This is a genomic window from Hymenobacter nivis, assembly GCF_003149515.1.
GTDB classification, from domain to species: domain Bacteria; phylum Bacteroidota; class Bacteroidia; order Cytophagales; family Hymenobacteraceae; genus Hymenobacter; species Hymenobacter nivis.
This window is the reverse complement of record NZ_CP029145.1, coordinates 4,910,254-4,932,867: the sequence shown is the minus strand read 5'-3', so window position 1 is coordinate 4,932,867 and position 22,614 is coordinate 4,910,254. Positions and strand designations below refer to the sequence as shown.

Sequence of the window (22,614 nt, the reverse complement as noted above, 5' to 3'; positions counted from 1 at the left end):
CTCACTTTTATTTTTCTCATCGCCTTCTCGTTTCCGGCCGTCTCATCCTTCCGGTCGTCTTTTTTCTTCACCCTCATCCCTTTTTCCATGCAAACTTTTTTATTAAACAGTAACTGGTGCCGGGCATCGCTGCTCGCGGTAGGAGCATCGGTGGCAGTGCCTGCCGCGCGGGCCGCAGCGCATGGGGCCCCCATCTTCCGCTACGTCGACTCGACGGTGAAAGGGCAGATAACAGACGACAAGGGCAGCCCACTGCCGGGGGCTACAGTGGTGGTAAAAGGGTCGGTGGGCGTGGGCGTCAGCGCCGATGCCGACGGCCGGTTTACGCTGACCCTGCCCACGGGCAACGAAACGCTGGTGATTTCTTCGGTGGGCTACGTAGCCCAGGAAATTGCCCTCGGCGGCCGCACTACCTTATCGGTGAAGCTGGTAACGGATAACAAGGCCCTGGACGAGGTAGTGGTGGTGGGCTACGGCACCCAGAAGCGCTCGGACCTGACCGGCGCCGTGGGCAGTGTAACGGCCAAAGAGCTGACCGAGCGCCCGGTGATCAACGTCGGGCAGGGTTTGCAAGGCCGGGTAGCGGGCGTGAGTGTGGCACTGAACTCAGGCCAGCCCGGCGCCGGTAACCCAGTGATTCGCATCCGGGGCTACGGCTCCATCAACGCGGGTAACAACCCGCTCATCGTAGTTGACGGCGTATTTTGGACTTCGGGCATCAACAGCATCAACCCCAATGACATTGCCAACATCGAGGTGCTTAAAGACGCTTCGGCCACGGCCATTTACGGCTCGCAGGGCAGCAACGGGGTAATTATCATCACGACCAAGCGCGGCAAAGAAGGCTCGCAGGTGAGCTACGACGCCTTCGTGAGCGTCAGCCACATTGCCCGCAAGCTGTCGGTGCTCGATGCCAAGGGATTCCTGGCCACTGAGGACCTGGGCTACCAGAACGTGCAGAAATTTGACCCTGCTGGCTGGGCCGCTGGTAAGTACGTCAACAAGAACCCTATGATTAAGCGGCGGGCGCTGGCTAACCCCAACGACCCGCACCGCTTGTTCGACGAGAACCTGAACCCGCTTTACGACACCGACTGGCAGGATGCAACCACCCAAACCGGGGTGACGCAGAACCACAACCTGTCGTTTTCGGGTGGCAACGACAAGCTTACCTACGGCCTGTACCTGAACTACGCCAACGCGCAGGGCACCATTATCAACACTTACCAGAAGCGCTACAACGCCCGCCTGGTAATTGATAACCAAGTACAGAAGTGGTTAAAGGTGGGAGCTACGATCAACTATTCCAACATCAACGAGAGCATCGGCAACGACTTTACGGGGGGCAACAACATCCCGCGCATGATGATTGAGATGCCTTCCATCTTTCCCACCAAGTACCTGGACGGCACTTACGCCAAGCGCCAGGACTACCCCGACATGGAGAGCGGCGACAACCCGGTGGCGATTGCCCAGCAGGACCAGGAGCTGCGCAGCCGCCAGATATTCTCGGGCAATGGCTATGCTAGCTTTACCATTCTGCCGAGCCTGAATTTCCGCAGCGTACTGGGGACGACCATTGAATCGCGCAATGACCCATCGTTTGCCAGCACCTTGATCCAGTTGCGCGGGCAGCAGGGCTACGCCAGCCTCAACACGTTCAACTCCACGGCGCTACAATGGCAGAACTATTTGACGTTCAACAAGCAGATCAGCGAGAACGGTACGTTGAACGTGGTGGCCGGCGTGGACGCGCGGCGCTTCAATAGCCTCTCGAACGGGGCCAGCACGACGCTGCTCGTGGACAACGCTTACAATTACTACAACCTGGGCGTAGGCTCGACGCCCAACCCGCCCAGCTCTGATTACCAGGCCGACCAATTTTTCTCCCTCTTCGCCCGGGCCAACTACAACTACAAAAACCGCTACCTGCTGACCGGTACTATCCGCCGCGACGGCTCGTCGCGCTTTGGGGCCGATAACAAGAGCGCCGTGTTTCCGTCGGCAGCCGTGGCTTGGCGCATCTCGGAGGAAGATTTCCTCAAGGATAATTCGATTATCTCGGACCTGAAACTGCGCTTCGGCTACGGCCGCACCGGTAACAGTGGCCCTGACTTCGGCAACTACGTGTCGCAGAGCTTTTTGGGCACCAGCAGCTACGTGTTCAACGGCAATCGTACCAACGGCATTGCCATTAACTCACTGGGCAACCCGACCTTGAAGTGGGAAACGGCGGACCAGTTTGATCTGGGCCTGAACGTGGGCCTGCTGCAAAATCGCATCACCTTGGAGGCCGACATCTACCAGCGCACTACCAACAATTTGCTGCTCAACGCCCCGGTGCCGCGCAGCAGCGGCTACGGCAGCATCCCGAGCAACATCGGCAGCGTGCGCAACCGTGGCCTGGAACTGGCCCTGAACACGGTGAACGTGCAGACCACGGACTTTACCTGGAACACGACATTCAACATCTCCTTTTTGCAAAACCGCATCCTGGCCCTGGGCGCGGCCAATGACGATATCTTTCCCGGCCCAAACTTCCTGAACCAGACCAACGTGCTGCGCGTGGGCCAGCCGGTGGGCTCGTTCTTCGGCTTGGAGCGCCTGGGCACCTGGAGCACTGCGGAGGCTGACCAAGCCCTCAAGTATAACCGCCTGCCTGGCGACCTCAAGTTCAAGGACCAGAACGGCGATGGGCAAATCAACGACCAGGACCGGGTGCTGCTGGGCAAGAACATTCCGACCGGCTTCGGTACGTTCATCAACAACTTCCGCTACAAGAACTTCGATTTGCTGGTGGATTTGCAGTTCACCTACGGCAACAGCGTGATGAACCTGACCGAGCACTCGGCTCAGGACCGCACCGGCCAGGCCAACAGCTACACCCGCGCCCTGACCGATGCCTGGACTCCTGACAACCAGAACACGAGCATTGCCCAGGTGCGGCCGTCCTATCTCTCCTACGACACCCGGATTGACTCCTACAAGGTGGAGAACGGCTCCTTCATCCGGGGGCGCAACGCCTCGTTCGGCTACAACTTCAACAACGCCCTGACCAAGCGCGCCGGCCTGACCCGCTTGCGGGTGTACGTAGCGGCCCAAAACTACTTCCTCATCACGAAGTACTTCGGCTACGACCCCGAAACGTCCACCTTCAACAATGCCTTTTCGCAAGGGATTCAGTTCTTCGACTACCCCAAGGCGCGCAGCTTTACGGCCGGCCTGAATGTGTCTTTTTAAGTAATTAGGGTCTTAATGTTTAAGAATTTAGTAGTAAAAATGTAGCAACCCGGAGCGCGCACGGCTCATTTTGTACCAGCTTGGTAACTGGCTTCTGGGGCATACTTCTTCTAAATCTTCCCTAACAAGACTTATTTTTTGAGACCCTGATTCCTAAGACCCTAACCTCTAATTTCTACCTCCTATGTTTTCTAACATCCAACGTTTTATCCGGCCCGCCGCTTTTAGCGTGGCGCTGCTGGCGGCTACCGGTTGCAAAAATTTTCTGGACGTGGACAGCCGCTCCAACCTCCGGCCCGACGACTACTACACCACGGCCGGCCAAGCCCAGTCGGCCATAGACGGCCTCTACGATAACCTACGCCTGGTGCAGGACGGTACCGGCTACGGCGAGGCCATCTGGATAACCCTGGACCTGATGCCGGGGCACGCCACTACCCTGGGCCAGAGCTTCAACAACGGGCAGCTGCTGCTCCAGAGCATTGACCCGGCCAACCCGTTCTTTTCCGACGTCTGGAACAGCGCCTACAACGGCATTGGATCGGCTAACCTGGCCATTACGCGCATCCCGGCCATCAGCATGGACGAGGCCAAGAAGAAGTCTTTGCTAGGCGAGGCGTACTTCATCCGGGCCTACCTCTACAGCCTGCTGGCCCAGCTCTACGGCGACGTGCCCCTGCTGACGAACCCCGTAACGGGCCCCGGCCCCGACCTCTACCCCGCCCGCAGCCCGGTGGCCGATGTGTATAAGCTCATCATCAGCGATTTGCAGCTGGCCGAAGCGGCCGGCTTACCCGTGGTGGACCGCAGCGGGCGTATCTCGCAGTCGGCGGCGCAGTCGCTGCTGGCCAGCGTGTACCTGACCACGGCCGGCTACCCGATGCAAATCAAGGAGAACTACCAGAAAGCCGCCGATGAGGCCGCCAAGGTAATTGACGCCGGTAACTACCCGCTGTTCGACAACTACCTCTATTTACACGACAATCCGCACAAAAACCAGGGCGAATTGATATTGCAGGCGCAGTACGCCAATGGCATCGCCACCAACGGCCTCAGCTCGCAAGTTGTGCCTTACTTCTCGGGTATTTCGGCCTATGGCGACGAAACAGGCTCCCTGATTCCGACCGATGGTTTCTTTAATAGCTACGAAGCCGGCGACCTGCGGACGCAGGAGCAGCAGTTCTACTTCTCGCAGTACCCCTCCTTCAAGAACCCCGCGGCGGGCATCGTCAAGTTCAACGCCCACGCGCTCTACAAGTACTTTCAGCTGGAAAGCGCCCTGAACAGGAACTACGGAAGCGACGAGAACTGGACCCTGCTGCGGATGCCGGAGGTGATGCTCATCTTCGCCGAAGCCACCAACGAAGCGGGCGCGGCCAGTGCCAAAGCCTATGCCCAGGTGAACGCCATCCGGACGCGCGCTAAGCTGCCCAACCTCACCCCCGGCCTCAGCCAGGAGCAGTTTCGGCAAGCCGTGTGGAAGGAGCGCTACCACGAGCTGGCCTACGAAAACAAGGCATACTTCGACATTCAGCGCACCCGCAAAACCTACGACGTGGTAAATAATAAATTCGTAGATGTGGTGGGCTTCAAGGCGGAAGTCGGACCGCCCTTCCAGGCAAAATACCTGCTCTGGGGCCTGCCTTCGGCCGAAATCAGCAACAACAACAAGCTGGTGCAAAACCCCGGCTGGTAAGTACAAACCAGGGCCCCGGAATACCGCACCTCACTAGTTGGGGCGGGGCGCTCCGGGGCCCTAAAATGCGTAAGCATGGGAATGAAACCACTTATTTTGCTCCTCGTGGCCGCTGGCGTGGGCCGGCCCGCAACGGGCGCGGCCCAGGGGGCCCCGGTGGCCAAACCCGGGGCCGGCTATGTGGCGAAGGATTCGCTGACGAAGGGCAGCTACACGCTGGTGTTCGTGTCGAAGGACTCCGCGTTTTCGCCCGTTACTAAGCAGCGAATGATGGACACGTTTTTCGCCGTATACCCGCGGGAAGCCAAGCGCTTCAACCCCCGCACGCTCAAGAAAATCACCTTCGTGGTGGACCCCGCCTACGACGGGGTGGCCGCCACCGGCAACGGCGTGGCCACTTATAACCCCGCGTGGCTGCTCAAGCACCCCGAAGACCTGGGCGTGGTGACGCACGAGGTGATGCACGTAGTGCAAGCCTACCCCAACGGGTCTTGCCCCGGCTGGCTCACGGAGGGCATTGCCGACTACGTGCGCTACGCCTACGGCGTGAACAACGTGCGGGGCGACGGAAGCTACCCAACTACAAGGCCGGGCAAAACTACACCAACAGCTACCGCATCATGGCCCGCTTCCTGGTCTGGCTGGAGCAGCACGGGCACCCCAAAATAGTGACCGCGCTGGACGCGGCCGCCCGCAACCGCATCTACTCGCCGGAAATCTGGCAGCAGCAAACCGGCCAAACCCTTGACGAGCTGTGGGCGGCTTACGCGGCTAATCCGGCCGTGCAGCTCACGTACCGGTAAGTTTCCCATCACTTTCTTTCTTCGCTGAATGCGCAACCTTATTTACGCCCTCGCGGCCGGGGCCCTGGTGGCCGCTGGCCCGGCCGGGGCCCAAACCACCGCCGTTGCCGGCATCGACTATGCCCAGTGGGTGAACCCGCTCATGGGCACCGACTCCAAGCCCGACCTTTCCAACGGCAACACCTACCCGGCCATTTGCCGGCCCTGGGGCATGAACACCTGGATGCCGCAAACCGGCAAGATGGGCGACGGCTGGGCCTACCAGTACAGCGCCGATAAAATCCGGGGCTTCAAGCAGACGCACCAGCCCTCGCCCTGGATGAACGACTACGGGCAGTTTGCGATCATGCCCATCACCGGCAAGCGTGTGTTTGCCGAGGACGCCCGCGCCAGCTGGTTTTCGCACAAGGCGGAGGTGGCCGAGCCCAACTACTACCGCGTGTACTTGGCCGACCACGACGTGACGACCGAAATCACGCCCACCGACCGGGCGGCCCGCTTCCGCTTCACCTTCCCCAAAACCGACAGCGCCTACGTCGTCATCGACGCGCTGAACCAGGGCACCGGCTCTTACGTGAAGGTACTGCCCGAGCAGCGCAAAATCATCGGCTACACCACCCGTAACAGCGGCGGGGTGGCCCAGAATTTCAAGAACTACTTCGTGCTGGTGTTCGACCACGACTTCACCAGCAACGTTATCTTCAAGGACGACGCCCTGGTGCCGAACGTGCTGGAAAGCCAATCCGCGCACGCCGGGGCCATCGTCGGCTTCAAGACCCGCAAGGGCGAGCAGGTGCAGGCGCGGGTGGCTTCGTCATTCATCAGCCCCGAGCAAGCCGAGCTGAACCTGAAAGAAATCGGGGACCAGGACTTTGAGGCCGTACGCCAGCAGGGCCGCACCGCCTGGAACCAAGCCCTGAGCCGGATGGACGTGAGCGGCGGCACCGTCGAGCAGCAGCGCACGTTCTACTCCTGCCTCTACCGGGCACTCCAGTTTCCGCGCAAGGTGTACGAGCTGGACGCCGCCGGCAAGCCCGTGCACTACAGCCCCTTCAACGGCCAGGTGCTGCCCGGCTACCTCTACACCGACACGGGGTTCTGGGACACCTTCCGGGCGCTGTTTCCCCTGCTCAACCTGGTTTACCCGGACATCAACTCCGAGATGCAGCAGGGCCTGGTAAACGATTACAAGGAAAGCGGCTGGCTGCCGGAGTGGGCCAGCCCCGGCCTGCGCAGCGTGATGGTGGGCAACAACTCGGCCTCCGTCGTGTCCGATGCTTACCTCAAGGGCACACGCGGCCAGGACATTGAACTGCTCTACCAGGCCCTGTTGCACGGGGCCAATAACGCCGGCCCCATGCCCGCCGTGGGCCGCGCCGGCGTCGATTATTACAATAAGCTCGGCTACGTGCCCTACGACGTGAAGGTGAACGAGAGCGCGGCCCGCACCCTGGAGTACGCTTACGACGACTTCGCCATCTATCAGCTCGCCAAAAAGCTGAACCGGCCCAAGAAGGAAATCGAACTCTACGCCAAGCGCAGCCAGAACTACCGCAACCTGTTCGATAAATCCGTGGGCCTGATGCGGGGTCGCAATAAGGACGGCTCCTTCGTTTCGCCCTTCAGCCCCTACAAGTGGGGCAACCCCTTCACCGAGGGCAACAGCCTGCACTACACCTGGTCGGTGTTTCACGATATCCAGGGCCTGATTGACTTGATGGGGGGGCGGAAGAAGTTCGTGGCGACCCTGGACACGGTATTTGCCCTGCCGCCCACCTTCGACGAGTCGGGCTACGGCCAGGTCATTCACGAAATCCGGGAGATGCAGATTGCCAATATGGGCCAGTACGCCCACGGCAACCAGCCCATCCAGCACATGATTTACCTCTACGACTACGCCGGCCAACCCTGGAAAACGCAGTATTGGGTGCGCGAGGTGATGAACCGCCTCTACCTGCCCACGCCCGACGGCTACTGCGGCGACGAGGACAACGGCCAGACCTCGGCTTGGTACGTGTTTTCGACCCTGGGCTTCTATCCCGTGTGCCCCGCCACCGACCAGTACGTGCTGGGGGCCCCCCTCTTCCCCAAGGCCATTATTCACATGCCCGGCGGCAAAGACGTGGTGCTGAACGCGCCTAAAAACTCGGCCGCCAACCGCTACGTGAACGCGCTGACCGTGAACGGTAAGCCCTACGACAAGACCTGGCTCAGCCACGAGGAACTGCTGAAGGGCGCCGTGCTCGACTTTGACATGAGCGCCACGCCCAACAAGCAGCGCAGCACCGCCATCAACGATGCGCCGTACTCGTTCTCCAAGCCTAAGTAGCGCCCGGCCTGCGGCGCGTTGGCCTGGCTAACCGCTGCTGGCAATTAGATGAGATGGTTGGGGAGCGGTTGACCGGGGCCCCCGGCTGACCGCTCCCCAACCGCCTTTGCACCTCCTCGCCCTTTCATTCGCTTCCGCCTGTGCTCTCTCATTTCACTTCTGATCTCAATCGCCGCGGCCCGGCTGGCCTTGGGGCCCAGCCAGCCGGCAGAATGAGCCGCGTTGCCCGGCCCGGCGTGGCCGCGGCCGTGCTGGGCGGGCTGCTGTTCAGCTTCACTCCGCCGACGCCCGCGCCGGAGCCCGTGCAGATGCCCGCAATCGCCTGGGCCGCCCGGGCCGATTCGGCCCAGGCCGCCCTCACCCAATACTTCTGGGACGCGGACAAGCACTACTACTGCGAGGACAACGCGGGCAAGGCCAACTACAACTACTGGTGGCAGGCCCACGGCCTCGACGTGCTGCTCGACGGCTACCAGCGTACCAAAAACCCGGCCTACCTGGCCCAGATGCAGCAGTTGCAGGTGGGCACCAAGGCGCAGAACCACGACACGTACCTCAACGAGTATTACGACGACATGGAGTGGCAGGCCCTGGCTTGCCTGCGCGCCTTCGAGCTGACCAAGGACCCCGCCTACCGCGCCACGGCCGCCCTGCTCTGGGCCAATATTAAAACCGGCTGGAACGAGCAGCAGGGCGGGGGCATCGCCTGGCGCAAAACGCAGCTCGGCTACAAAAACACGCCCGCCAACGCGCCCGCCGCCATTCTGGCGGCCCGGTTCTACCTGCTCGACCACCGCGCCGAGGACCTGGCGTGGGCGAAAAAAATCTACGCCTGGGAAAAGAAAACGCTGGTGGACCCCGCCACCGGCCTGGTCTGGGACGGCGTGAACGGCAAGGGCGACGGGCAGATTGACAAGCGGATGCACTTCACATACAACCAGGGCGTGTACATCGGCGCCGGGCTGGCCCTGTACCAGGCCACCAAGCAGCGCGGCTACCTCGCCGGCGCCGAGCGCACGGCGGCCTACACCCTGGCCGACCCCATCCTCTCGCCCAACGGCATTCTGCGCAACGAGAACAGCCGCGATGGGGGCCTGTTCAAGGGCATTCTGGTACGCTACCTGACCTCGCTGGCCATCGAGCCCGCCACGAGCGCGGCCAGCCGGGCCAGCTACGCGCGCTTTTTGGCAACCAACGGCCAAAGCCTTGGCCAGCACGCCACCCGCCGCCCGCAGTACCTGTTTGGCACCAGCTGGGCGGCCCTGCCCACCGACCCCGTGGACGCCTCCACGGAAATGAGCGGCGTGATGCTGCTGGAGGCCCTGGCTGAACTGCAAGCCCGGCATATTTTGTAACCCGGATTGGTTGCCCGTTCGCCCATCCCCATTTTCGCTTCATGAACCGTCGTATTTTTCTTCAGAACACGGCCCTGCTGGGGGCCGCGTACTACGCCAGCCCCGCCTGGGCCGCCTCCCCCCCCGCCTTCCCCACGGTGCGCCCCGCGTTGGCCACCCGCAAGTTCCGCAGCAAGGCCGTGGAAAGCGCCATCGCCGAATTCAAGAAAAAGGTGAAGGACCCCGAGCTGGGCTGGTTGTTTGAGAACTGCTTCCCGAGCACGCTCGACACCACCGTGACCTACGCCCTGCGCGACGGCCGGCCCGATACCTACGTCATCACCGGCGACATCGACGCCATGTGGCTGCGCGACAGCTCGGCCCAGGTGTGGCCCTACTTGCAGTTCGTGGGCCGCGATGCCGAGCTGCGCCAGCTGGTGGCCGGCGTGATTAACCGCCAGACGCGCTGCATCATCAAGGACCCCTACGCCAACGCTTTTTACGGCGACGCCACGAAGGTGGGCGAGTGGAAAACCGACCGCACCGCCATGCAGCCCGGCGTGCACGAGCGCAAGTGGGAAATCGACTCGCTTTGCTACCCCATCCGCCTGGCCTACCACTACTGGAAAACGACCAACGACGCCGCGCCCTTCGACGCCCAGTGGCAGCAGGCCGTGCAGGCCACGCTGCAAACCTTTCGGGCCCAGCAGCGCAAAGACGGCCGGGGGCCCTACCACTTCCAGCGCAATACCACCAACGCTACCGACACCCAGCCCATGAGCGGCTACGGCTACCCGGTGCACCCGGTGGGGCTCATCTGCTCAGCGTTCCGGCCCAGCGACGACGCCACCCTCTACTCCTTCCTGGTGCCCAGCAACTTCTTCGCCGTGACCAGCTTGCGCCAGGCCGCCGAGATGATGACGGCCCTGGCTAAGGACGCCAAAACCGCCGGCGAGCTGGGGGCCCTGGCCGACGAGGTGGAAGCCGCCCTTCGCCAGTACGCGGTGGTGGACCACCCCCAGCACGGCAAAATTTACGCCTACGAAGTGGACGGCTTCGGCAGCCAGGTGCTGATGGACGACGCCAACGTGCCCAGCCTCGTGGCCCTGCCCTACCTGGGGGCCCTGCCCGCCACCGACCCCGTGTACCAGAACACGCGCAAGTTCCTGCTCTCCAGCGCCAACCCGTTCTTCTTCAAGGGCACGGCGGCCGAGGGCATCGGGGGCCCCCACGTGGGGCAGGACATGATTTGGCCCATCGCCATCACCACCCGCGGCCTCACCAGCACCGACGACGCCGAGATTCGCGCCTGCGTGCAAGCCCTCAAAACCACCCACGCCGGCACGGGCTATATGCACGAGTCGTTCAATAAGGACGACCCCAAGAAATTCACCCGCGCCTGGTTTGCCTGGGCCAACACCATCTTCGGCGAGTTCCTCTGGAAGGTGTACCAGGAAAAGCCCCAGCTGCTAACATGAGTTTTTTGCTGCCCGGCCGGGGAAAGGATTGCCCGGCCGTCTAATCTACCGGCCACTACTATTCCCACCCCCTGAAAACGCTGAAACTATCCGTTTTGCCGCTGGCCCTGCGCCCAGGGCCAGGGCGGCGGCCTACCCGCTCATCACGCACACGCCCTACTTCAGCGTGTGGGCGTTTCAGGCTACGCTGACGGCCGCCCCCACCCGCTACTGGGCTGGCAAGCCCCAGGCCCTGGAGGTCGTGGTGCGGGTGGACGGCCGGGCCTACCAGTTTCTGGGCCAGGGAGCCTCCGGGTACCGGACTACTTTCGCGATGGCGGAGGAGCAGTCGTACCCGGTCCGCTACACGTTTCAGCAGCCAGTGGCGGGCTGGAAGCGGCCTGCTCTTGCCAATTCTATGGGCTGGAAAACCGGGCCGGCCCCCTTCAAGAGTGAGCCCGGTCGGCCCGGCACGGCCTGGACCGGACGCGACGTGTGGGTACGGCGCAAAGCGAATCTCGCCGGGGCCTTCGTGGTGCTGCTCTGGCACGACGACAACGCAGAGGTGTACCTCAATGGGGTGCTGCTGACCAAACGGGCCGGGGCCGACGGCCAGTGCGACCACATCGACGTGCCCGCCGCTGGCCGCGCCGCCCTGTGCCAGGGCGATAACGTGCTGGCCCTGAACTGCGCCAACCCCCAGAGCGGGGCCCACCTCGATGCCGGTCTCTATGAAGAGCTGCCCGCCCCGCGCCTGCCCACGGCCCGCCAGATGGGCGTGGCCGTGGCGGCCACCCAAACTACCTCCACCTTCGCCGCCAGCCCGGTGCGGCTCACGGTCAACTTCCTCTCCTCGCTGCTGCTCAACGAACTGGAAACCGTGGCCCGCCCCGTCAGCTACGTCACCTTCACCGCCGTCGCCCCTAACGGCCAGCCCCACCCCACCCAGGTATTGTTGGCCGAGGCCGGCACCCTGGCCAGCGACACGCCCTACCAGGAGGTAGCGGCCCGCGCCGGCGCGGCCGGGCCCCTGCGCTGGCAGGCGCTGGGCACCGTTGCCCAGCCCGTGCTGGCCAAAACCGGCGACGGCCGCCGCATCGACTGGGGCTACGCCTACCTGGCCGCGCCGGTGGGGGCCCTACTCGGCACCGGCGTGCCCCAGATCCTCAAAACTACGTTTGCCAGTACCAGGGCTCTGCCCGCGGCCGGGCCCGCCTGCGCGGTACCGGCGCAGCGCGTGGCCCAGGCCGCCGTGCTCGACCTGGGCCACGTGGCCGCCCAGCCCGTCGAAAAGCACCTACTACTGGGCTACGACGAGCAGTACGCCGTCCAGTACTTTGGCCAGAACTTGCGCCCCTGGTGGCGGCGCGGCCCGGCCACGACTATGGAGCAGGCCCTGGCCGCCGCCGAGGCCGACTACGCCCGCCTGCGCCAGAAAGCCACCGCCTTCGGCCAGTAGCTGTACGCCGACGCGCCGGCCGCCGGGGGGCCTAAATACGCCGACCTTTACCAGTTGGCTTACCACCAGTCCATTGCGGCCCACAGCATCGTAGCTGGGCCCAAGGGTGAGTTGCTGTTCTTCTCGAGGGAAAACCTCTCCGGCTGCTTCATCAACACCGTGGATGTGACGTACCCGTCAGAGCCGCTTTTTTTGCTGTACAACAGTGCACTGGCCAAGGGGATGCTGCGCGGCATCTTCGAGTACAGCGAGTCGGGCCGCTGGAAAAAGGGCCTCCCGGCCCACGACCTGGGCCCGTACCCGAAGGCCAACGGACAGCTCTACGGCGAGGACATGCCGGTGGAGGAGGCCGGCAACGTACTGATTATGAACGCTGCCGCCGTGCGTCTGGACGGCAAGTCCGACTTCGCCCGCGACCACTGGTCTACGCTCACCCACTGGGTGGGCTACCTCAAGCGCGACGGCCTGGACCCGGCCAACCAGCTCTGCACCGACGACTTCGCCGGCCACCTGGCCCGCAATGCCAACCTTTCGGCCAAGGCCATCATGGGCATCGCCTGCCACGGCCAGCTGGCCCGGTAACTCGGCGACATCGCTACCGCCAATGAGTACACGACCCTGACCCGCGACTACGCCAAGCGCTGGGTGGCTATGGCCTAGGATGGCGACTACTACGCCCTGACGTTCGACAAGCCCGCCGGCTCGTGGAGTCAAAAGCACAACCTATTGTGGGACAATATCTTGGACTTGAAAATCTCTTCCCCGGAAGTAACGCGGCAGGAAGTAGCGTTTTGCCTGATGCACCAGCAGAAATACGGCCTGCCCCTCGACAGCCGCCGTACATACACCAAGTCGGACTGGACGCTGTGGACCGCCATGCTGGCCGACAACCCGGCCGACTTCGCGGCCTTGATCGCTCCCATCTGGCAGTTTGCTAACGACACCCCACCCGCGTGTCCCTCACCGACTGGCACGAAACCACCGATGCCCAGCAGTAGGGCTTCCAGGCCCGCTCCGTAGTGGGTGGCTACTTCATGAAAATACTGGCCCGCAAGCTGGCGGCGTACTGATGCGGCGAGCAACCTTAGCCCTGGTAGGCGGCCTGGCCTGGCCCGATGAACTGGATGCGCTGGGTCTGCACTTGGCACAGGCGACGCCATGACACGCGCCGCTTGCCTCGGCGATATTTAACGCCTTATCTTTAATAACTCACACCTCATTAATAGCCAATCCCTTCCGGGCTCCCCGCACATGAAGACCTTCCTGAGTATCCTATTAGCCTTAGTTGTTTTTAACCTGGCGGCATTCACGCAAAAACCGCCTGTCAGGTCAAAGCCACAAGTTTTGTTTGACGGTAAGACCACTCATGGCTGGCATGTTTACCTGAAGCCTACGGCCGAGCCGGCCTGGGGAGTGGTGGGCGGGGCCCTGCAACTGAACCCTAAGGCACCCGGGCAGGGCGATTTAGTGACGGACGGCGAGTACGAAAACTTCGAGCTGAACCTGGAGTGGAAAATTTCGCCGGGGGGCAACAGCGGCATCATCTTCGGGGTGCACGAGGACTCCGCCTTCGCAGCCACTTACGAAACGGGCATCGAAATGCAGGTGCTCGACAACAAAGAAGCGGAAGACAACAAAAAAGCCACCCACCTGGCCGGGGCCCTCTACGACATGGTGGCCCCGCCCAAAGACGCCGCCAAGCCCGCCGGCGAGTGGAACCGGGTGAAGCTGCGCAAGCAAAACGGCCACCTCACCTTCTTCCTGAACAACATCAAAACGGTAGACGTGCAGATGGGCAGCCCCGCGTGGAAAGCCCTGATAGAGAGCAGCAAGTTCAAGACGTGGAAGAACTTCGGGGCCTACCCCAAGGGCCACATCGCCCTGCAAGACCACGGCCACCAGGTGGCCTTCCGGGCCCTCACCATCGAGCAACTCTAACCCGCCCCGGCACGCATGGATAATTTTCAAATCAAGGAATCACCCACCGTCTACGACGCCATTGTGGTGGGCTCGGGAGCCGGGGGCGGCATGGCCGGCTACGTGCTGGCCCACGCCGGCCTGAAGGTGCTGATGCTGGAAGCCGGCCCGTTTTTCGACCCCGTGAAGGACGCGCTCCAGCTCAAGTTCTCCTACGAGTCGCCGCGCCGGGGGGCCGCCACCACCCGGCCCTTCGGCGAGTTCGATGCCGCCTACGGCGGCTGGGAGCTGGACGGCGAGCCGTACACGACCAAGGACAATACCGAGTTCAACTGGTTCCGGGCCCGGATGCTGGGCGGCCGCACCAACCACTGGGGGCGCATTTCGCTGCGCATGGGGCCCCTGGATTTCAAGAGCCACCAGCTGGACGGCCTGACCGACGACTGGCCCATTACCTACGACGAGGTGAAGCCGTTCTACGACAAGGTGGACCGCCTGATTGGGGTGTACGGCACGGTGGAGGGGCTGCCCAACGAGCCCGACGGCATCTTCCTGCCACCGCCCAAGCCCCGCCTCAACGAGCTGTTCATCAAGCAGGGCGCGGCCAAGGCGGGCGTGACGGTGATTCCCGGCCGGGGCTCGGTGCTGACGGAAGCCCTGCCCGGCAACAAGGACCGCGGCGCCTGCTTCTTCTGCGGGCAGTGCGGGCGCAGTTGCAAGGTCTACGGCGACTTTTCGGCCTCGTCGTGCCTGGTGATTCCGGCCCTGAAAACCGGCAACCTCAAGGTCATTACCAACGCCATGGTGCGCGAGGTGCTGACCGGGGCCAACGGCCTGGCCACCGGCGTGTCGTACGTCGACAAAAACGACTTGCAGGAGTACCAGGTAAAGGCCAAAATCGTTATTCTGGGGGCCAGCGCCGGCGAGTCGGCGCGGCTGCTGCTCAACTCCAAATCGCCCAGCCACCCCAACGGCCTGGCCAACAGCAGCGGCGTGGTGGGCAAGTACCTGCACGACTCGACTGGGGCCAGCCTGGGCGGCTTTTTGCCCCAGCTCATGGACCGCAAGCGCTACAACGAGGACGGGGTGGGCAGCGTGCACATCTACACGCCGTGGTGGCTGGATAACAAAAAGTTGGACTTCCCCCGTGGCTACCACATCGAGTACGGCGGCGGGATGCACATGCCGGCCTACGGCTTCGGCCATGGCATCCAGAACCTGAACGGCCTAGTGCCCGGCCGCGACGGCAAATTGCAGGAGCCCGGCGGCTTCGGGGCCTCGCTCAAGGACGACTACCGCCGCTTTTATGGCACGCAGGTGGGCATGGCGGGCCGCGGCACGGCCATTGCGCGGGAGGACAACTACTGCGAAATTGATCCCGACGTGGTGGACAAGTACGGCATTCCGGTCCTGAAATTTCACTACAAGTGGACCGATGCCGAGGTCAAGCAGGCCAAGCACATGCAGGAAACCTTTCAGTCCATCATGCACGAAATGGGAGGCATCATCACCTCCAAAATTCCGGGCGCCGACACCAACTACGGCCTGGAGGCCCCTGGCCGCATCATCCACGAAGTGGGCACGGTGCGCATGGGCGACGACCCCCAGAAGTCGGCCCTGAACAAGTGGTGCCAGGCCCACGACTGCCGCAACCTGTTCGTAGTGGATGCTTCCCCGTTTGTACAGCAGGGCGACAAAAACGCCACCTGGACCATCCTGGCCCTGTCCATGCGCACCAGCGAGTATATTTTGGACCAGCGCCAGCGCGCCAGCCTGTAGCTTTTTTTTCTTATTCCGATGAAAAGACGCGAATCCTTAAAGGCCATCGGCCTAGCCACCCTCGCCACTGGCTTTCTGCTCGACGGCTGCCGCCCCGATACGGCCCAGGCGCCCCCCAGGGCCCCCAAGCCAGCCGATGCGGCTGCCGACGAAGCCGGACGGCAGCCGTTTGAAATAGCCCGCGACAAAGCGCTGCACGCCGAAACGTTCTTCACGCCGCACGAAATGGCTACCATCACGGTCCTGGCGGACATCATCATTCCCAAAGACGCAAAGTCGGGGAGTGCGTCCGACGCCAAGGTGCCGGAGTTTATGGAGTTCATCGTCAAGGATATCCCTGAGCACCAGCTGCCCCTGCGCGGCGGGCTGCGCTGGCTGGACTTGCAGTGTGCCACGCGCTACGGCCAGCCGTTTGTGGGGTGTGCCGCACCGCAGCAGCTGGCAATGGTGACCAAAATTGCCTACCCCAAGCGGGCCACCCGCGATATGCTGCCGGGCGTGACGTTCTTCAACCGGATGCGCGACCTCACGGCCACGGGCTTCTTTACCAGCAAGATGGGCATGGCCGACATTGGCTACGTCGGCAACGCGCCCAACCGCTGGACCGGCGTGCCCGCCGACGTACTGAAGCAGTACGGCATGGTGCAAGCTTAGAGGTTGTTTAAGTTAGCATTTTCTGACAATTCGTCTAATACTGCATCGAGGTGGTCGGGTAAAAATGGACACGGAGAAAGTAACTTTCCCTTGTCATGGAAGCAGCAAAACCAGCCGACGGACGGCAGCGAACGAAGTATGATGCGGCCTTTCGGACCGAGGCGGTTCGCCGCGTAAGCCAGGATGGGCAAGCGGCGACGCGGGTCGCACAGGCGTTGGGCATGAGCGAGGCCGTGTTGGGCAAGTGGGTACGGGCCGCCCGCGCCCAAGCCGCTCGTCCAGCAGGAAGTGAAGCGCTGGCGCAGGAAAACAAGCAGTTACGGGCCCAATTGGCCCGCGCGGAAATGGAGCGCGACATTTTAAAAAAAGCGCTGACCATCTTCTCGCAACCGACGGGCCGATGAAACGCTTCGCTTTCATGGCCTTACATGCTTCCTGCTGGCCCGTGTGGCAGCAGTGCCAGCTGCTGGGTGTCAGTACCAGCGGCTACTATGCCTGGTGTAAGCGCGTGCCCGTGCTGAGACAAGAGCCAGTGCTGCCTGCTTGGCAAGTAGCCGCCCAGCGCGTGTTTACCACCCATGCTGGCCGTTATGGCCGCCGGCTGCGGGCCCAACTGCGGCGCGAAGGCCACGCGGTAGGCCGGCAGCGGCTGCACGTCTGTCTCAGCACCAGCGGCTTACGCGCCCGATGCACCCGCGCCAGCTCCCGGCCCCCGCGCACCACCCAGGCTAACCCGCAGGCCGTGGCCGCTGCGAACAAGTTAGCCACCTGGCCTGCGGCCACGGCCCCCAATCAAATTTGGGTCGGCGACATCACCTACCTGGCGCTGGCCACCGGTCAGTGGGCCTACCTGGCGTGCTGGCGCGATGCCTTCTCCCGGCGCGTGGTGGGCTGGCACGTGAGCGAGTCGCTGGATACGGACTCGATGCTGACCGCCTTTAACCGGGCGGTGGCCGTTTGCCAGCCCCCGCCCGGTCTGCTCGTGCATGCCGACCGCGGCAGCCAGTACACCAGCGAGGCCTTTACCACCCTACTGGACCGCACCCAGGCCATTGCCAGCCTGAGCCGGCCCGGCAACCCCTACGATAACGCGCTGGCCGAGAGCGGCTGGAGCACGCTCAAAACCGAGTTGCTGCCCCGCGGAGCCTGCTTTGCCGACGTGGAAGAAGCCCGGCTCGAACTAGCCGAGTACCTCGACCACTACTACAACACCCAACGGCTGCACTCCGCCCTGGGCTACTGCACCCCGCTCGAAGTCGAGCTTCACTATCTTTTCAACCTATCTTAGCTCGCTGTCCATTTCAACCCGACCACCTCAAAGGTTAAGCGAGCCGGTCATCAGGCACTGCCTGGTTCACGCTCACCACTGCGCGGTGGCAGAGCTAGAGAGATATGCCTTACCGGCCGGCCCCCGTTAATCGGTGGCTATTAGACAGGTAGAAATGGGGCCAGAAAGTGGAACCACTTACGTATCCGGATGCCCCCCTTGTTGACCTGTTTGGCATGCTCAGCGATTCTGCCGACAGCAGGGCCAACGGCTAACAGGTTAACCCGGGATGAACGAAGTGAGGCTCGCTAGCGACTTGGCTATCGCGTAATCTTCAGGGCGAGTTCGCCTTCTCCGGGAAACCATACAAAAGCCCACTCATTTGATGTAGGGACAGTATTCATGGTCAAGCTGAGGCCGATTTCCAGCCCGTCGTTTAACTTTTGTACCAAACTTTTAACCGAGGCCAGAATTGACCGATAAGTACGGCTTCTCAATTTAGTCAGCAAGCAGTTGAACCTGAACGCCCCACACTTTTTGATGTGTAGGCTTCCCCTCAAAGTGAGCCAGCCAAAATTAGAGAGAAGTAGTAACTTTTCACTTTCTCTATTTTTAGCTACTCATGAAAAAGAGTCGATTCAGCGAAGCCCAGATTCTGGGCATCCTGCGCCAGCAGGACCAAGGGCAGACCGTCGCCCAGATTTGCCGCGAACATAGTATTAGCGAGGCCACGTTTTACGGCTGGAAAAACAAGTTTGGTGGCATGAGCACCAGCGAGTTACAGCGTCTCAAGCACCTAGAAGACGAAAACCGCCGCCTCAAACAGCTTTACGCGGAGCTGAGCCTGGAGAATCAGGTCATTAAGGAGGTCTTGCGAAAAAAGTAACCACCCCCACGGCCCGGCGCGACGTAGCCCACTACGCCCGCGGGCGGGGGCTGAGCCAACGCCAGGCGTGTACGCTCGTGAGCCTGGCCCGCAACAGCTATGCCCCGCCACCTGGTGGGGGCCATGGGGGCATCCAGCCCGCCGATGCGGACCTGGTGGGCCACTTGCAGGCCTTAGTCACGCGCCACAGCGGGTGGGGCTTTTGGAAGTATTACTACCGGTTGCGCAAGCAGGGCGTACTGGTCAATCACAAGCGCTTATGGCGTATCTATCAGGCTATGAGCTTACAGCTAGGCAAGCGGCGCAAAAAGAAACGCCTGCCCGAGCGGGTCAAGCGGCCCTTGCAAGTTCCTTCACAGCCCAATGTCTGCTGGTCGCTCGACTTCATGAGCGATGCCTTAACCGATGGCCGCCGCTTCCGCACCCTCAACGTGGTGGAAGACTGGAACCGGGAAGTGCTCGGTATCGAGGTTGATTTCTCGCTGCCCGCTGTGCGCGTTGTAGCCCTGCTCACAACGCTGGTTAGTCACTATGGCTCGCCCGCCCGGATTCGAGTAGACAATGGGCCCGAACTCATCAGCCAGGTCTTGCAGACCTGGTGCCAGGACCAGCACATCGAGCTGCACTGGATTCAGCCTGCCAGTCCGACCCAAAACGCCTATATTGAACGCTTTAACGGCTCGTTTCGCCGCGAACTGCTCAATGCCTACCTCTTCACCAGCCTGCGGCAGGTGCGGGAACAGTGCCAGAGCTGGCAGTATGATTACAATCACCTGCGGCCCCATGAGGCCCTTAACTTCTTAACTCCCATTGAGTTTCGTCAAGCTGCCTGACCTCTACTTTTGACTGGCTCACTTACAGGGGGAGTCTACAGTTGGTCAGTCACTATGGCTCGCCCGCCCGGATTCGGGTGGACAACGGCCCCGAGCTTGTCAGCCAGCTCTTGCAGACCTGGTGCCAGGACCACCAGATTGAGCTGCACTGGATTCAACCCGCCAGTCCGACCCAAAACGCCTATATTGAACGCTTTAACGGCTCGTTTCGCCGCGAACTGCTCAATGCCTACCTCTTCACCAGCCTGCGGCAGGTGCGGGAACAGTGCCAGAGCTGGCAGTATGATTACAATCACCTGCGGCCCCATGAGGCCCTTAACTTCTTAACTCCCATTGAGTTTCGTCAAGCTGCCTGACCTCTACTTTTGACTGGCTCACTTACAGGGGGAGTCTACAGATGCTCTCCACTTGTATGGCTACCTGGATGGGTTTCGCGTGATTTTATCCACACGCCGCTACGAGAACGCCATGTCTCAGGGTGGTCTGCCCTTTGGGCCACACCGCAACAGCACAGCGCGGTCATTGCGGTGTGGCATCCGCAATGTAATCTGTCCTTTTTTTTAGGCCGAGTTACCCCTTAAAGTAACTCAATTTTATCGATTTCCAGCCTGAAATTCTCCGCTTTTCCATTGCTTATCAAAAACCGGACCTCCTGCACCTCATTGGCATTGAAGTTGGGCTGGTCAAGCTTATTTCCGCGGTAAGAGGGTTCCATTTTGTTAAGTGGAATCTCGATGGTTTGCCATTCACCGCTGGTTTTGAAAGTATATATATAAGCTGCCCGCTCGTCCAGATTAGCTTTTATCCGGAACTGGTATTGCTTTCCATCTCCCTTTAGGCGAATGACGGCTTTATCATAGCCCCTGATGTCTTTAGGCGTAAAATGATATTGCAGAGAAGCAAATCCTCCATTATTCCTCAGGGAGACATCCCCTGTAAAAACCGCATTTCCCTCTTTGCTTCGCGAGAGGTCGCTGGAGGATTTCCCACCCATTACCACGTCGTTCTGTACCTCCCACCCAGACCAGTCTGAGGAAGAGCTAAAATCAAAAAGGAGTAAGCTGCTCATCATTGCTGTTAAAAAGGAGGTGTTCATTGCTGTACTCTTTAGAGGCAGGTAATATCCGATTTTTTGTACCTCTACCTAACTTGTTCAGATTCCAAGAGGTTTTAATCGCTCAGTTTTCACTTTGGTGGTGGAAACAAGCCTGCTGTAGAGGTAACGCAAGATACTATGTTAAAAAGGTTATCCTTCGGGCAGATATTTTTTACTTTTAGGCTTCCAAAGGAGGGCCTACGGGTTCATCCTGTGTAGCCTCGGCCCGTTCACGTGGTCGGGGCTATTCCTTTTTCGGCCAGGTGTGCGGGATGATAGTGCAGGTCGTAGGCGTAATCATTTTTGGCCTTGGTTAAAAATTTGGTCCAAAGGTTAATCGATCCGCTTAGCAGCAACCTCATTTTCCCGAGATTAACAAGGTGATACTAAGATAGAATTCTGATTTGTGGTACTATTAGACACCCATGCCAGCGATCAAAATACAGTCAACTGGTCCCCCTGTGACGAGTTGACTGTACTTTGATTGCTGAACAAGTTTTCTGTACCAGATTGGCTTGTCTTCAAGCCGACGTGCCCTGTACCAGCTAAATGACAGAGTTGTTCAGCAAAACGTAGGTTTAACTGAACAAACCAGCCCTGATGGCCTCTGAAAGCACTATTTTGAAGTGGGAGCGCTATACTCGCAATCAACTCATTTAACCTTTAAACCAAACTTTTAACCGAGGCCATGATTGCGTGGCCTCAAAGTGAGGCCAGCCAGAAAAGGAAACGGGGACAGCATCCTATTCTGAGTGCGAGGCTTAATCAGCTTCGACGCTGCGCGCAAGAAACGGTGGCCCGTTTCCCGTTTTGCCTGAAGACTGCACAGTATGGAGGGAGCAGCCGGGATATAGTGCCTGGAGCATCCCGCATTTGCACGAGAAAAGTTGCGGTAAAACCTAGCCTGGCTACGTTCATTCCCCCTTTTACCTCTGTTCGCGTATGGCTCCGCTTCCTTCCCCCACTGCCCCGCTCAAGTGCGTCGTCGGTATCGACATTGACAAGGACAACTTCGTGGCCTGCATCGGCCACTCGACGCTTGTCCAGCAGTTGCACTTTGGCAAAGAAACAACCTTTGCCAACACGGCAAGTGGCTTCGCGGCCCTACTCAGCTGGGTAGCCAAACAACAAGTCAGTGGCAGCCCGCTCTGGTTTGTGGTGGAAGCCACCGGCGTTTACTACGAAGAACTGGCGTACTTTCTAGCTGATAACCAGCAGCTGCTGAGCGCACTACTTCCCAATAAGGCAAAGCATTTTGCCCGCAGCGCGGAATTCAAGAGCAAGACGGACCAACTGGATGCGCGCCTGCTCTGCCGCCTGGGCCTGGAACGGGCGCTGCCGGCCTGGCAGCCGCCCACCCCTGCCCTGCGCCAGTTGCGCGCCCTGGCCCGCGAGCGGCAGGTACTGGTGCGGCAAGCCGCCCAACTCAAGACCCGTACCCATGCTTGCCAGCACAGCGATTAGCCAGATAGCCGGACGTTAGCGCGGATAATCGCCCAGCAACACCTGCTGGCCCACCAGCCCAAAGCGCTGGACCAAGACCTGGCTGACCTGCTAAAAGCGGAGCCTGAGTTGGCCCGCAAATTAGGCCCACTGACCAGCATCCCTGGCGTTGGCCTCACGACGGCCATCGTGGTGGTAGCGAAAACCAACGGCTTCGTGCTGGTCGAAAACGAGCGCCAGTTGGCCTCCTACGCTGGATTGGACATGGTGCAGCACCAAAGCGGCCTCTCGGCCCGTGCTATGCGCATCTCCCGCTGGGGCAACGTGCGGCTACGCACCGCCCTTTACTTACCCGCCAGCCGTCAGTAGCTTAGGCTATAATCCACAGCAAATCGCCTTTTATGCCCGCTTACGGTCCCGT

The 22,614-nt window shown here is 61.1% G+C and carries 18 protein-coding genes and 1 pseudogene; 18 read left to right on the top strand and 1 reads right to left on the bottom strand.

The window, feature by feature from the left end; genetic code table 11:
• Nucleotides 1–87: 87 nt before the first annotated feature.
• From DDQ68_RS21820 to DDQ68_RS21740, 16 genes and pseudogenes are all read left to right on the top strand, one after another.
• Entirely contained in the window at nucleotides 88–3,240 is a 3,153-nt protein-coding gene (locus DDQ68_RS21820; protein WP_162550329.1) for a SusC/RagA family TonB-linked outer membrane protein, read from the top strand.
• Nucleotides 3,241–3,424: 184 nt separating this feature from the next.
• Complete coding sequence (locus DDQ68_RS21815; protein ID WP_109658186.1) at nucleotides 3,425–4,936, top strand: RagB/SusD family nutrient uptake outer membrane protein; 1,512 nt, start codon at nucleotides 3,425–3,427, stop codon at nucleotides 4,934–4,936.
• 81 nt (nucleotides 4,937–5,017) lie between these two features.
• Complete coding sequence (locus DDQ68_RS24490) at nucleotides 5,018–5,605, top strand: basic secretory protein-like protein (protein WP_162550328.1); 588 nt, start codon at nucleotides 5,018–5,020, stop codon at nucleotides 5,603–5,605.
• The gene (locus tag DDQ68_RS24900) at nucleotides 5,554–5,739 is read left to right on the top strand and encodes a basic secretory protein-like protein (protein WP_369076542.1); all 186 of its coding nucleotides are present in this window, start codon (nucleotides 5,554–5,556) and stop codon (nucleotides 5,737–5,739) included. Before DDQ68_RS24490 ends, DDQ68_RS24900 begins: the two co-directional genes overlap by 52 nt.
• Nucleotides 5,740–5,881: 142 nt before the next feature.
• Complete coding sequence (locus tag DDQ68_RS21800) at nucleotides 5,882–8,068, top strand: GH92 family glycosyl hydrolase (RefSeq protein WP_245897461.1); 2,187 nt, start codon at nucleotides 5,882–5,884, stop codon at nucleotides 8,066–8,068.
• Between the two features lie 212 nt (nucleotides 8,069–8,280).
• Nucleotides 8,281–9,423, top strand: coding sequence for a glycoside hydrolase family 76 protein (locus DDQ68_RS21795; RefSeq protein WP_211320197.1), 1,143 nt, complete (start codon nucleotides 8,281–8,283; stop codon nucleotides 9,421–9,423).
• Nucleotides 9,424–9,464: 41 nt separating this feature from the next.
• A complete protein-coding gene (locus DDQ68_RS21790; protein ID WP_109658183.1) occupies nucleotides 9,465–10,880 on the top strand; it encodes a glycoside hydrolase family 125 protein in 1,416 nt (471 codons plus the stop codon).
• 166 nt (nucleotides 10,881–11,046) lie between these two features.
• On the top strand, nucleotides 11,047–12,318 hold the full coding sequence (locus DDQ68_RS21785; RefSeq protein WP_245897196.1) for a DUF5127 domain-containing protein: 1,272 nt from the start codon (nucleotides 11,047–11,049) through the stop codon (nucleotides 12,316–12,318).
• A 54-nt stretch (nucleotides 12,319–12,372) separates the two neighbouring features.
• A pseudogene (locus DDQ68_RS25060) lies at nucleotides 12,373–13,338 on the top strand (glutaminase domain-containing protein).
• Nucleotides 13,339–13,662: 324 nt separating this feature from the next.
• Entirely contained in the window at nucleotides 13,663–14,256 is a 594-nt protein-coding gene (locus DDQ68_RS21770) for a 3-keto-disaccharide hydrolase (protein ID WP_245897188.1), read from the top strand.
• A gap of 15 nt (nucleotides 14,257–14,271) precedes the next feature.
• Entirely contained in the window at nucleotides 14,272–16,014 is a 1,743-nt protein-coding gene (locus DDQ68_RS21765; protein WP_109658178.1) for a GMC family oxidoreductase, read from the top strand.
• An 18-nt stretch (nucleotides 16,015–16,032) separates the two neighbouring features.
• Nucleotides 16,033–16,668 carry a gluconate 2-dehydrogenase subunit 3 family protein gene (locus DDQ68_RS21760; RefSeq protein ID WP_109658177.1) on the top strand — a complete coding sequence of 212 codons (636 nt, stop codon included), beginning with the start codon at nucleotides 16,033–16,035 and terminating at the stop codon, nucleotides 16,666–16,668.
• 95 nt (nucleotides 16,669–16,763) lie between these two features.
• Complete coding sequence (locus tag DDQ68_RS21755; RefSeq protein WP_109658176.1) at nucleotides 16,764–17,072, top strand: transposase; 309 nt, start codon at nucleotides 16,764–16,766, stop codon at nucleotides 17,070–17,072.
• A complete protein-coding gene (locus DDQ68_RS21750) occupies nucleotides 17,069–17,956 on the top strand; it encodes an IS3 family transposase (protein ID WP_109658175.1) in 888 nt (295 codons plus the stop codon). The genes DDQ68_RS21755 and DDQ68_RS21750 overlap by 4 nt, the downstream gene beginning before the upstream one ends.
• Before the next feature lie 601 nt (nucleotides 17,957–18,557).
• Nucleotides 18,558–19,654, top strand: a protein-coding gene (locus tag DDQ68_RS21745) for an IS3 family transposase (RefSeq protein ID WP_109658174.1) whose coding sequence is annotated in 2 segments (ribosomal slippage) — nucleotides 18,558–18,807 and nucleotides 18,807–19,654 — 1,098 coding nt in all. Because the reading frame shifts where the segments join, the coding sequence is not laid out codon by codon here.
• A gap of 41 nt (nucleotides 19,655–19,695) precedes the next feature.
• Nucleotides 19,696–20,010, top strand: coding sequence for an integrase core domain-containing protein (locus DDQ68_RS21740; protein WP_162550325.1), 315 nt, complete (start codon nucleotides 19,696–19,698; stop codon nucleotides 20,008–20,010).
• 221 nt (nucleotides 20,011–20,231) lie between these two features.
• On the opposite strand, the gene DDQ68_RS21735 is transcribed toward DDQ68_RS21740, so the two are convergent.
• Nucleotides 20,232–20,750, bottom strand: coding sequence for a CIA30 family protein (locus DDQ68_RS21735; RefSeq protein ID WP_109658172.1), 519 nt, complete (start codon nucleotides 20,748–20,750; stop codon nucleotides 20,232–20,234).
• Nucleotides 20,751–21,692: 942 nt separating this feature from the next.
• Between DDQ68_RS21735 and DDQ68_RS21730 the strand changes: the two genes are divergently transcribed.
• Nucleotides 21,693–22,214 (top strand): IS110 family transposase, encoded by a 522-nt coding sequence (locus tag DDQ68_RS21730; RefSeq protein WP_109658171.1) that lies wholly within the window; start codon nucleotides 21,693–21,695, stop codon nucleotides 22,212–22,214.
• Between the two features lie 108 nt (nucleotides 22,215–22,322).
• Complete coding sequence (locus DDQ68_RS21725; RefSeq protein ID WP_162550324.1) at nucleotides 22,323–22,562, top strand: transposase; 240 nt, start codon at nucleotides 22,323–22,325, stop codon at nucleotides 22,560–22,562.
• Nucleotides 22,563–22,614 lie beyond the last annotated feature (52 nt).